Annotated in this window: 9 protein-coding genes; all 9 read left to right on the top strand. The window is 31.0% G+C overall.

Annotated features, from left to right (window positions below; translation table 11 throughout):
- Positions 1–263: 263 nt before the first annotated feature.
- The 9 genes from IPK06_13055 (at position 264) to IPK06_13015 (ending at position 13,469) form a co-directional block, all read left to right on the top strand.
- Positions 264–941 carry a hypothetical protein gene (locus IPK06_13055; GenBank protein ID MBK7980900.1) on the top strand — a complete coding sequence of 226 codons (678 nt, stop codon included), beginning with the start codon at positions 264–266 and terminating at the stop codon, positions 939–941.
- 82 nt (positions 942–1,023) lie between these two features.
- Positions 1,024–1,653 (top strand): hypothetical protein, encoded by a 630-nt coding sequence (locus IPK06_13050; GenBank protein MBK7980899.1) that lies wholly within the window; start codon positions 1,024–1,026, stop codon positions 1,651–1,653.
- 150 nt (positions 1,654–1,803) lie between these two features.
- Positions 1,804–4,338 carry a HAMP domain-containing protein gene (locus tag IPK06_13045; protein ID MBK7980898.1) on the top strand — a complete coding sequence of 845 codons (2,535 nt, stop codon included), beginning with the start codon at positions 1,804–1,806 and terminating at the stop codon, positions 4,336–4,338.
- A 107-nt stretch (positions 4,339–4,445) separates the two neighbouring features.
- Positions 4,446–4,883 (top strand): MarR family transcriptional regulator, encoded by a 438-nt coding sequence (locus tag IPK06_13040; GenBank protein MBK7980897.1) that lies wholly within the window; start codon positions 4,446–4,448, stop codon positions 4,881–4,883.
- 100 nt (positions 4,884–4,983) lie between these two features.
- Positions 4,984–8,790, top strand: coding sequence for a PAS domain-containing sensor histidine kinase (locus IPK06_13035; GenBank protein MBK7980896.1), 3,807 nt, complete (start codon positions 4,984–4,986; stop codon positions 8,788–8,790).
- A gap of 15 nt (positions 8,791–8,805) precedes the next feature.
- Complete coding sequence (locus IPK06_13030; GenBank protein ID MBK7980895.1) at positions 8,806–9,552, top strand: response regulator transcription factor; 747 nt, start codon at positions 8,806–8,808, stop codon at positions 9,550–9,552.
- Between the two features lie 109 nt (positions 9,553–9,661).
- Entirely contained in the window at positions 9,662–10,729 is a 1,068-nt protein-coding gene (locus IPK06_13025; protein ID MBK7980894.1) for a response regulator, read from the top strand.
- Positions 10,730–10,903: 174 nt separating this feature from the next.
- A complete protein-coding gene (locus tag IPK06_13020; GenBank protein MBK7980893.1) occupies positions 10,904–12,982 on the top strand; it encodes an MCP four helix bundle domain-containing protein in 2,079 nt (692 codons plus the stop codon).
- A 22-nt stretch (positions 12,983–13,004) separates the two neighbouring features.
- Positions 13,005–13,469, top strand: coding sequence for a purine-binding chemotaxis protein CheW (locus IPK06_13015; protein ID MBK7980892.1), 465 nt, complete (start codon positions 13,005–13,007; stop codon positions 13,467–13,469).
- Positions 13,470–13,581 lie beyond the last annotated feature (112 nt).

Below are 13,581 nucleotides of genomic sequence, written 5' to 3'. Positions count from 1 at the left end.
TTTTAAGAATTTTGAACGTTATTGATTTTTATAATTCAGTGAGTTTAACCGATCTTTTCATAATTGCGAAAGATTCATTTTAAATAATGTATCACATTTTTACATGTAATAATTACGCTTTTATAACATTTTTTCTCAGAAAATTTATATCGATTTTGGGGCGTATTGTGATTTAAATCAAATTTTAAGCTAAATACAAAAAAGTTATTTGGTACAGATTTGGATTATTTTTTTGAAAAACAACGCACCGGAGAAAAAAACGAATGAAAAAGTATATTTTAAGTTTATTGTTTATAAGCTCAGCTTTATTTGCCCAAGAAAGTAATTCAGCTTTTAAACAGACGCAATTTTACGGCGGTTTACAAGCCGGTATGTTTAACGGAGCCGCTTTTAATTTTAACTTTTTGGTAAAAAATTTTGCGGATGATTTTCCTTTTGCTTTGAAATTAAATTTTGGAGTTAGTTACTTAGATGCAGGCAACGCCTATGACGCAAGAAGAATTTTTATTAATGACAACACAAACGGAACACCGGAAAAAAGTGGTAAAACTTATGGTTTCGGTTTGGATTTTCTTTATCGGTCATCCTTTTTAGGCTTAAAAAGAAATTACTTTTATGCCGGTCCCCGTTATGTGCTGTTTGCAGGTAATTTTAATTACATTGGTGGAAATGAAGATTTTGACGTTACAAGCAATCAATGGGGCATGGGAATCGGCTCTGAAAATTACTTTAGAATTATGCCATCTTTGGATTTGGTGCTGAACTTTGGATTTGATTATTATATCTCCGAAGCTCTTTATGGACACGACACCGCTTACAGTCCGGATGGTCAAGATATAAATCCAAGAGACGGATATTCTTTTGCGGATGCAGATAAGGCAATTAATCAACCTCATTATCAACTTAAAGCTTTAATAGGATTTAGCTATAGTTTTAATTAGTTATTAGCATAAATTTTTTACTTACCTTATGAACTTAAAAGTCCGACTAATTTTTCGATAATTTTTTATGAAAAATTGTAATATGAAAATATTAGTCGGAATTATTTTATTAATTTTATCATCTATTCAAATTGAAGCTCAATCACTTCCAGGCAATGCTGTTTTAAAAAACTTCAAACCTTTTGCAACTCCAAGAACAAACGGAAGACCGGGCGAAATTTATAGAATTAATGAAAACGGTGTAAAATTTATTGTTCAAGACCTTGTAAATATTAAAGAAAAGACCAGTGAAGAAGGAGATATTGTTGGCAGAATGTATTTTACAGCCGATGAAATGTTAACTATGCTGAATTTGGAATTCGACAGGTTGGAAATTATTCCCGTTGAAATAAAAATTGTTAACGCGATAAGAGAATATAACGAGCAAATAACTCTAGATAATGCTTTATACAGCGATGGAAAAATTAGAGAAATAATAAAAGACCCGAAAAGTAAATATTATATAATTAGAGAAGCAATTTTATCTAAAGAAGTTACTTTTAGATTTAGTCTTGATGTTGTTAAGAAAATTAAAAAAGGCGCAAACGCGTTAACGGAAATTAAATCAAGTTCGGAAATTGACTTTCCGTATGAAATTCAAAAGAAATTTAAAACGAACAAAAGATTTTTCTACTTAGAACAGGAAATAAAAATAGAGCCTTACGATATTTAATTAATTTAATAATTAGTATAAATCATTCCCCCATTTTATTAATTATTAAAAAAAATAATAATTTAAATATTAAAATTTTGTTTAAAAATATTTATATATTTTCGATAGTTGACTATTATAATATTAAATTTGAATCATTTTGGGGGAAAAATGAGATCAAAATCAAAAATTGAGTTTTTCAATTCCATTAAATTTAAAATCCCGGTACCAATTATTCTGGGGTCAATTGTACTTACCGCAATATTGGTATTCATTACATACAACAATGCTACTTCCGAATTTGAAAAGAATCAAGAGACAAATTTTAAAGTATTTGAGAAATTGTTTACCGACCAAATAGAATCAAAAGCCAAAGATGTTTCTATCGCAATGGAACTTATCGTTAATGATAAATCGGTAATTTCAAATTTCGCCGCGGGAAATCGGCAAGCAATTTTAGACGCACTGTACGATGTTTATAATAATAAATTGAAAAAGGAATTTGACATTGATCAATTTCAATTTCATACTCCTCCCGCAACTTCATTCTTAAGGCTCCATCAGCCAAATAAATTTGGCGATGATCTTTCTTCTTTCAGAGAGACGGTCGTAATCTCAAACAGAGATAAAAAAATAATTTCCGGAATTGAAGTCGGCAGAGGCGGTCCGGGTTTAAGAATAGTTTATCCAATTAATTACGAATCAAAACACATCGGAACGGTAGAATTTGGATTGGGTATTGGGAATATTTTGACAAGCATGAATCACGCATTAAATGTTGAATATGCCATTGGAATTAAAAAAGAAGTTTTTGAAAAAGCAAAAAGATTTGAAGCTGAAAAAAATGATGTTATTAATGGCAGTACAATATTTTATGATTATTCCAATGAATTTACAAAAGAACTTGTAACCGCCGAAGAATTGACCAGCAGTATAAAAAGAGAAAGTTTTGATGATAAAGAATTCGCATCATTCACATTTCCAATTATTGATTACAATAAAAATGAAGTAGGATTTATTGTTTTATATAAAGATATTACTTTAGAAGTAAGTGAAATGAATTCTTCACTGTTTACAAATATTTTAATCATACTTGGATTCACTTTAGTTTTAGGCTCAATCCTAGGCTACATATTGTACAAAATAATTTTAAAACCCGTCGAACACCTTAGCACTGCGGCAATTGAATTTTCGGAAGGAAGCAAAAATTTTAATTTCAACATAAATTCAAAAGATGAACTCGGCGAACTTTCATTGAGCCTGCAAAATATGGCGTCAAAAATTAACACACAGCTTCAATATTTAGATAATCTTCCTACTCCGGTTCAAATAATTGATAACAATTTCAATATACAATATCTAAATCATGCCGCGGCAGAATTTGTCGGCGTTTCGCAAAACGATGCGGTTGGGAAAAAATGTTACTCGCTGTTAAAAACATCTCACTGCGAAACAGAAAACTGTGCGTGTATGCTTGCGATGAATCATAAAGAATCGGTAACATCAGAAACTGTTTCAAGCTCATTAGAAAAAAACAGATCAATTATGTATACCGGAGCGCCAATTAAAAACGAATCTAGTTTGATAATAGGCGCGCTTGAATCAATTGCCGAAATAACGGAAGTAAAGGAAAAAGAAAAATATCTTGAAAGAAGCACAAGAAATATTTTAAGTGCAATGGAAAGTTTTGCTCAAGGAAATCTAACCGTAAGTGTAAAACCCGAAAAGGAAAACGATGAAATAGGAAGATTATTTTCGGGATTTAATTTAACCGTTGAGAATATTAAAAATCTAATTTTAAGACTTTATCAGGCGATAAATGAAACAGCAAACGCAACGACACAAATTTCTACCAATGTGGAAGAATTATCTGTAGGCGCACAGGAACAAAGTTCTCAGACTTCAGATGTAGCAGGCGCAGTTGAAGAAATGGCGATAACCGTTTCTGAAACAACAAAAAATATAACTCTTGCAGCGGATTCCGCTAAAGAAGCGGGAATAACCGCTTTGAACGGAGGTAAAGTAATTAGAAATACAATAACAGAAATTGAAAATATTAATAATATTGTTTCCGAAGCAGCCTCCGCGGTCGAACTTCTTGGATCAAGCAGCGATAAAATAGGCAAGATAATAGAAGTTATTGATGATATAGCCGGACAAACAAATCTATTGGCATTAAATGCGGCAATTGAAGCCGCTCGTGCCGGAGAACATGGAAAAGGTTTTGCCGTTGTTGCCGATGAGGTTGGTAAATTAGCTGAAAGAACAATTAATGCGACAAAAGAAATTGCGGAAACAATTAAAAAAATTCAGGAAGACACACAAGTTGCGGTATTTTCTATAAGAAAAGGTAAAGATGAAGTTATTAAAGGTAGGCAATATGCAAGTCAAGCCAGTGAATCATTAGAATCAATTATTAAAAAAACCGAAATTGTTGTAGAACAAATTAATCAAGTTGCTTCAGCCAGCGAAGAACAAGCCGCTGCTTCTGAAATAATTAGCAAAAATGTTGATAATATAAATATGGTTAGCCGAGAATCAAGTCTTGGAGTTCAGCATATAGCAAGAGCTACTGAAGATCTGAATAAACTTACCGAACAACTGAAAGAATTAGTTGAAATGTTTGATTTAGGCGAAGAAAAAATTAAAAAATTAAATGTTGTTAATACGTTCAAAAATAAATCAAATATAAAAGTACTTTCATAATAAAATGAAGTCTTTTAAAAATATTTAAAGGACTTCAAATTTATCTTTTTAACAAGCCAATAACTTTATATTTTAAATTCAATTTCAGAATAATTGTTAAGTTTTCAATGAAATATAATTTCAATGAATCAATTGGCTTTTTAATCGTAAGATGCGGAAGACTAATTGAAAACAAATTAAAAATTGATTTTGAAAAAGCAGGATTACACATCACACCTCAGCAGTGGTCTGTTTTAACATATTTGTGGAATGAAGACGGCATTCCTCAGCAGCAAATTGCTAACGCTTTTGCAAAAGATAAAACGAGTATGACACGCCTTTTGAACAATATGGAAAGAAATCAGCTTATTTCAAGAAAGCAGAGTCCTAATGATAAACGTAATAATTATATATATTTAACTGATAAATCAAATTCATTGAAGATTGAAAGTATTAAAATTGCCGAAAAAAGTCTTCTTGAAACAATTGGAAATATTGACCATTTAGATTTAAAACTTAGCCGGAAAGTAATGAAACAAATAAATAAAAATCTGGAAAATTATTAGTATTAGATTTGTATTATATGCATTAATTCCGATAATAAATTATTAAATAATTTTTTTTATAAGCAAGCTATTATCGTAAGAAATAAAATAAGTAGTTAAAATGGAAAACCATTCAGTTAATTTAGCCGAACCTTCAGAAAAAGCTAATCCAATACAAAACGAAAGCGAAGAAAAATTAAAATTAATATTATCCGCGGCTCCAATTGGTATAGGACTGGTTGTAAACCGCGTTATCGAAGAAGTTAATGATTTTTTCTGTAAGATGATTGGATATGAAAGAGATGAGTTAATTGGCAGGAATTCAAGATTGCTTTATACCTCAGATGAAGAATATAATTTAGTGGGGGAAGAAAAGTATTATCAAATTAGTCAAATTGGTATTGGAACGGTAAAAACAAGATTTAAGAAAAAAAACGGAGAGATAATAAACGTTGTTTTAAGCTCAAAACCATTTGATCAAAATGATTTAATTAAAGGGGTAATATTTACAGTTGAAGACATTACCGAAAAAACTAAATATGAAAATGAATTAAAGTTGAGCGAAGAAAAGTTTAGAAAAGCATTTTTTACTAGTCCAGATTCAATAAATATAAATAGATTAAGCGACGGTTTGTATATATCTGTTAATGAAAATTTTCTCAAACTTTCCGGATACACCCAAGAAGAGATTCTTGGTAAAACATCAATTGAATTAAATATATGGAATAATCCGCAAGACAGAACGAATTTGGTAAATGAATTAAAAACCAAGGGTTTTGTCGAAAATTTGGAAGCTGATTTTAAAATGAAAAATGGTGAAATCATACATGGATTAATGTCGGCTTCACTTATTCAACTTGATGGAACAGACTGTCTACTTTCAATAACTCGCGATATTACCGAAAGAAAAAAAATACTGAAAATTATAAAAGACAGCGAAGAAAACTACCAGCAAATTATTCACGGTATGCAGGATATGGTTTTTGTAATAAACATGAAAGGTGAAATAGTTGATGCTAATAATTCTGCCATTTTAACCCTTGGATATTCCAAAGACGAATTGATAAATATGCATGTAACAAAATTTGATAACTCATTAAGCAATAAACAAATTGAGAAACTAATTGATCGATTACCTTCAGAAAAGTTGCAATTTTTTGAAACTCAGCATATAACAAAAGATAAAAAAATTATTCCGGTTGAAGTACAATCAACAATTATAACATACCATGGTGAAAAGGCAATTTTAAGTATTGCCAGAAATATAACTGAAAGAAAAAAAACAGAGAATGAACTTAAAATCAGCGAAGAAAACTTAAAAACTTTTTTCAATAGCGTAGATATGCTCATTTTTATTTTAAATGAAGAAGGAAAAATAATTGAAATAAATGATACAGTTGAAAGTAGATTGGGGTATAAAAAAGAGGAATTATTAGACAAAACAGTTCTCGCTGTACATCCGCCGGAAAAGGAAAAAGAAGTTGTTCAAATTGTTAATGAAATGCTTGGTGGTTATAGAGAAACCTGTCCTATTCCTTTAATCTCAAAAACCGGAAAATATATTCCGGTTGAAACAACTGTAAAGCATGGAATTTGGAACGGAAAACCCGCATTGTTTGGAATATCAAAAGACATTTCAAAATTGAAATTATCCGAAGATAAATTCGCGAAAGCATTTCATAATAATCCCGCGATAAGCGGTTTTAGCGATCTTGAAACCGGAAAATATATTGAAGTAAACAAAACTTTTTATGAAAAACTTGGTTATTCACCTGAAGAAGTAATTGGAAAAAAAGCTTCTGAAGTTGTTAAACTTGATTATGATTTTAGAGAGAAAACCCTTGACAAGTTAAAGAAAAATAATTTCATAGAAAATTTTGAAACCGTAATTCAAAAAAAAGACGGAACTCCGCTTAATGTATTATTGACTGCTGAAGTTGTTGAAATTGAAGACAAAAAATATAATTATACAACAGCGGTTGATATTACCGAATTAAAAAAATCTCAGCAAAATTTAATTACAAGCGAAGAAAACTTAAAAACTTTTTTCCATAGTGTTGATTCATTTATTTTCATTTTAGATGAAAATAAAAACATTATTGAAATAAATGATACAGTGGAAAAGAGATTGGGTTATGCAAGAGATGAAATCATAGATAAAGCTGTAACTTTTATTTATCCGGGCAACAGATCCAAAGAGTTAATTGTTAAAATAAATGAAATGATTGATGGAAATAGAAAAGACTGCCTAATTCCCATGTGGACAAAAGACGGACATGTTATTGAAGTTGAAACGCAGGTTATTGAAGGAATTTGGAACGGAAAACCGGCTGTTTTCGGAATCAGTAAAGATATATCGGATTTGATTGTTTCAGAACAAAAGTTTTCAATTGCATTCAATAATAATCCGGCTATTTCAGGGTTGTTGGATTTTGAAACGGAAAAAATTCTAGAGGTTAACAAAACATTTTATGAAAAACTGGGTTATTTGCCGGAAGATGTTTTGGGAAAAAATATCAATGAATTATTTTTATTCGATGAGAAGTTTTTAGATTCTTCTTATGAAGAACTTTTTATTAAGTACGGATATCTAAAAAATATTGAAACGATTTTATATACAAAATCAAAAAGACCTTTGAATGTTCTTTTATCCGCGGAATTAATTGAGATAAAAGGTAAAAAATTTATCTTTTCAAACGCGACGGATATTACGGCGCTGAAGTATTATGAAGAAGATCTTAGAAAAAGTCAGGAGAGATATCAGAAATTTTTTGAAGATGACATAACAGCAGATTTTTTGTGGTCGCCGAGTGGAGAAATATTAGACTGCAATCCGGCATTTATTGAAATGTTCGGATTTAAGTCGATTGAAGCAGCTCGAAATTCAAACAATGATGTGCTTTTTATAACAAAAAAAAGTAAAGAAGATTTTTTAAGCGCGATAAAAAGTATTAAAAATCTTTATAATTATGAGTTGAAGTTAAAGAGAATGGACGGGAAAAATATTTTTGTAGTAGGTAATATTATCAGCGAATATGACAAAACAAATTCATTGATACAATACAAAGGTTATTTGCGTGAAATTACAAATTCCAAATTAATTGAAGAACAGCTCGAAAGATACAGAGTTCACTTGGAAGATTTGGTTAAGAAAAGAACAGAACTGTTGGAAAAAGAAATAACACGCAGAATTAAAGCCGAGTCAAAAGCTAAATCGGCATTAGAAAAAGAAAGAGAGCTAAATCAACTAAAGTCAACTTTTATGTCAACCGTTTCTCATGAATTTAGAACTCCTTTGACTTCAATTTATTCTTCCGTTGAGCTTATTGAACGTTATTCTGATAAATGGGAAAAAAATAAAACAATAGAGCATTATCAAAGAATTAAAGAATCAATTGATCATTTAACTCAAATGCTGGAAGAAGTGCTTCAATTAAACAGAAGTGAACAGAGCAAAATTACGTTCAACCCGGAAAATACAAATCTGGAAGCTTTCTGTAAAAATATAATAAAAGATTTTGAACCGCTGCTGATAAAAGACCAAAAATTGAATTTTGAATTTCAACTTAGCGAAATTGATTATTTGATAGATAGGAATTTGTTGAAAATAATTTTGAGTAATTTAATTTCAAACGCGATTAAATTTTCATCGCATAACGGAGAAATTGACTTTTGCGTTTCCCAAATTCCTAATAAAATAAAATTTATTATAAGAGACAAAGGTATTGGAATTTCGGAAGTCGATATTGAAAAAATATTCAATCCTTTTTATAGGTCAAGTAAAGTTTCTACAATTGCCGGAAGCGGTTTGGGATTGGCTATTGCAAAAAGTTATGTGGAAATTCATAAAGGAACAATAGAAGTTGAAAGCAAATTGAATAAAGGTACGACATTTACACTTTTAATTCCCAAAAAAACCGAAAAATAAAATCAATATTTAATTATGAGCTCAAAGATTTTAATTATTGAAGACGACATAATCTTATCGAATAATCTGAATACACTTTTAACAGAAGAAGGATTTGAGGTTTTACTTGCCGAAAACGGAGAGTGTGGAATTATTAAAGCTATTAATGACCAGCCGGATTTAATTATTTGTGATATTATGATGACCGGCATAGACGGATTTGAAGTAAAAAAAGTTCTTAACAAAAATGAAAAAACATTTGATATCCCTTTGATATTTTTAACCGCGAAGGCGGAAATATCTGAATTAAGAAAAGGAATGGATCTAGGCGCGGAAGATTATTTATTCAAGCCGTATAAAGCCGATGAATTGTTAAGCATTATAAATCTTAGAATCGATAAGAAAAAGAAAATCATAGCTAAAATAATTGATAATAATTTTCCGGAACCGCATGAAAAAAATACAATATGGATAAACATCGGTACGGAATTTAAAGTAATCAAATTTTCTTCTATTAAGGCAATTCTTGCCAGCAACCAATACAGCAATATTTTACTAAAGAACGGTAAAACAATTCTCGTCAGAAAATCGTTAAGCGAATGGGAAAAATTACTTCCGCAGAAAACCTTTTTGCGCATTCACAGAGCAACAATCATAAACTCCGATTTTATTGTTAAGATTGAAAAGTTTAAGAGCAATCTTCTTAAAATATATTTAGATAATAACGACGAACCCTATATCAGCAGCAGAAGAAATACTACTAATCTAAAAACAAAGTTTTAATGGTTAAAATTTTGATTTCCAATAAAAACGTTTTTTAGCCATTCGCAACAAATATTATAGAATGGCCATTTTTCTTCTCGATATTAACAAATAAAATTATATTTTTTTTATGGAAACTATATTAGTTGTTGAAGACGAAGTTCATGTAAGACAAAATATTATTGAACTTCTAACATATGAAGGCTATAAATGTTTAGAGGCAACCGACGGCTTGAACGCGCTTTCCATTTTAAAAACTGAACTTCCGGATTTAATACTTACCGATTTAATAATGCCCAAAATTAATGGTTTTGAATTTTTTAAAATGTTAAAATCCATGGGCTTGGAAAAGAATATTCCATTTATATTTTTAACTGCTAGAACAGATATTGAATCAATGCATTACGCAATGCAGCTTGGAGCGGATGATTATATTGTTAAACCATATAAAGCGGATGAGCTGACCGAAAGAATTAAAACAAGATTGTGGAAACAAAAATTAATTGATGATAATTATGATAAGCTTAAGACGAGTATTTCGCTTTATGTACCGCATGAATTGAGAACGCCTCTTATCGCGATTTTAGGTTATACACAATTATTAATTGACGATTTTGAAACCATTTCGGAAGAAGACAAAAAAGACATGATAAAATCCATATATAATTCGGGCTTGAGAATTCACAATAGAATTGAGAAATTTGTCAACTACACAGAATATAAATTGGGCACAAATCAAATAAGCTCTTTGTTGGAAACAGCATATATAAATCCATTTGAGCACAATTGCATAGAAAAAATTGAAAGATGTTTCGACTGTAGAGAAAGAAAGAAAGACATTCACATAAAATTTCAATCAACCCAATTAAAGATAAACGAAAAAGATTATGAAATAATGATGCAGGAATTGATTGAAAATGCTTGTAAATATTCTGTATCAGGAACACCAATTGAAATAGACGGATATTATGAAAATCAATTTTATGTTATAAGTGTAAAAAACGTTGGAGAAGGTTTGTCAATTCAGAATGTACACGAATTTTCTACCGCCAATTCAAATTATAATAGAAAAGAAAACGGATTAGGTTTGTCAATTGTGGATATGATTGCAAAACAAAACAACGTGCAATTAGAAATTAAATCGGGGAATAATCACGTTTATGTAAATTTGAAATTCCCCAAAATTATTGTTAATTAATAATTTATCCATCCCACATCAATTTTTTACCTCTCACAACATTAATTCTTAAAAGTAGTATTTCTATGCCGAAAATTGAATAAGAATTCAACTTATTTCAGTATGGCAATGATTCTTCTGAAATAACCTATGAATTAATTTACTGTTGAATTAAAAAAAATATGGAGATGCAAAATGTTGAATAATCTAAAAATTGGTTTAAGACTTGGACTAGGATTTGGGGTAACTGTTTTTTTAATGGGAGTAATAATTTTTGCGGGTTTAAGCAGTTTATCAAGCGTTAATAAAAACGTAACTTTAATAGTTGAAGATCGTTTTCCCAAAACTGTACAAGCAAACGAAATGATTGGTGTTGTAAATGACAACGCGCGCGCAATTAGAAATTTATTGTTAAGACGAGATGAAGAAATGAAGCAGGAATCCTATAAACGATTCCAGCACGCAAAAGAAGTTGTAGATAAAGTTATGGCAGTTCTTGATAAAACAATAACAACAGAAAAAGGCAGAGAAATATTAGCCAAGATAAACGATATTCGTCAGAATCAATATTTTCCCGAAAGAGAAAAATTACTTAATTATTACGAAGCTGGTAATTATGATGAAGCGTTAAAAATGCTTTATGGTGAATTTAGAATTGCGCAGACAGCTTATTTTAATGCTTTGACCGAATTAATTAATTACCAAAATGATTTAGTTGAAGAAGGTGCGGAAAATGTACATAACGAATATGATTCGTCAATTCTTTTATTAACAATTTTGGGTTCTTCAGCCTTATTGTTTGTTCTTGTTTTCGCTTGGTTTTTAACTAGAGGTATCATTAAGCCGGTTGCTCAAGTTAAAGAAGGTTTAACAAAATTAGAATCTGTTTGTATTACAAATCTTGGCAACGGATTAATGGGTTTGTCAAGAGGAGATTTGACAATAAAAGTCGATAAAGCTACCAAACCGGTTAATGTTGATTCCAAAGATGAAATTGGACAAATGGCACACGTATTCAATTCCATGCTGGCTAAAGCTCATGCCGGTATTGATGCTTATGAAATAGTTAGAGGTAAAATAGATGATCTTTCCAAAGAAGCTGTAAAATTAATTGAAGATGCAAAGAACGGTAAATTGGATAATAGAGGTGAAGCGGATAAATTTCAAGGATCTTACAAAGAAATTATATCTGGATTTAATGAGGTGTTAGATGCTGTCATTTTGCCAGTAAAAGAGGGAACTGAAGTACTGGAAAAAATGGCAGGGGGGGATCTAACATCTCGAGTTCTTAAAGAATATAAAGGTGATCATCAAAGAATTAAAGACAGCATCAATATGCTCGGCGAATCACTTGAACATGTATTGACGGAAATTAGCGACGCGGTTGCGGCTACGGCTAGTGCGGCAAATCAAATTTCATCCAGCGCGGAAGAACTGGCAGCCGGATCGCAGGAACAAAGTTCACAGACTTCTGAAGTCGCTACTGCAGTTGAACAAATGGTTGCTACAATTACACAAACTTCACAGCACGTTGTTGGAACAAATGATGCAGCCAAAACAGCCGGAACATTGGCAAATTCGGGTAAACAAGTTATTGAAGATACAATTAATGTTATGAAGCGAATTGAAGAAGTTGTTGGTGAATCGTCAAACATTATTCTTGAACTTGGCGAAAGCAGCGGACAAATCGGTGAAATTATTCAAGTCATAAATGATATTGCCGACCAGACCAATTTGCTTGCACTAAATGCTGCAATTGAAGCTGCAAGAGCAGGTGAACAAGGAAGAGGATTTGCGGTTGTTGCCGATGAAGTAAGAAAATTGGCAGAAAGAACAACTTCCGCAACAAATGAAATTGAAGAAATGGTTACAAAAATTCAAAAAAATAGCCAAAATGCCGTTGAAGCAATCAGCAAAGGTAATGATGAAGTTAGTAAAGGTATGGGCGAAGCGGTCAAAGCAGGCAGTTCAATGGAACAAATAGTAAAATCATCAAATGAAGTGCTGGATATTTCAAGTCAAGTTGCAACCGCCAGCGAAGAACAATCAGCAACAGCTGAACAAATCAGCAAGAGTATAAATGGAATAAATACAGTTGCGCAAGAATCGGCAATTGGAATTCAACAGGTTGCGGGCGCCGCAAATGATTTGAGTCAGTTAGCTGAAAAACTTCAGGATTTGGTACAGTCATTTAAACTTGACGAAAGAAGAACACAAGAAACAGTTCAAATTAAAAAATCAACTTTTAAGAAAAGACCTGTTTTGGTAAAATAAAAATTTAAGGTGAACATTGAACATGAACGAAGAAACATTAGTTAGAGAAGATACAGAATTATTGGAATTAGTCGGGTTTAAGCTCGGTGAAGAAGAATTTGGAATCGATATAATAAACGTAAATGAAATAATTAAAATGCAGAAAATTACCTCAATTCCAAACGCGCCGTCAGATATTTTAGGCATTGTGAATATTAGAGGTAAAATAATTGCGGTTGTTGATACTAGATTAAAACTTGGTACTTATCCTAAGGAATTTGATAACGAAACTAGAATTATAATTTTAGAATTTAATAAAAAGCCAATTGGATTTATTGTAGATGAAGTGACAGAGGTTTTGAGAATATCTAAAAAAACTCTAAATGATGTGCCTGATATGGTAAGTACAAAGATGAATACGGATTATATAAAATCAATTGCAAATATTGAAGATAAAATCATAATTCTTCTTGATCTTCAAAAACTGTTAAGCGGAGTAAATTTTTAGGAATAGAACATTTGGAAAAACGTTTAAATAAGACCTTGGCTGGGGGAGCTTTGCAGAAGTTAATTTCAATATAATGTATTTAATTCCGCAAAGTACAAGAATATATTTAAAC

The organism is Ignavibacteriota bacterium (assembly GCA_016713565.1).
GTDB lineage: Bacteria > Bacteroidota > Ignavibacteria > Ignavibacteriales > Melioribacteraceae.
This window is presented reverse-complemented; position numbering and strand designations above follow the sequence as displayed.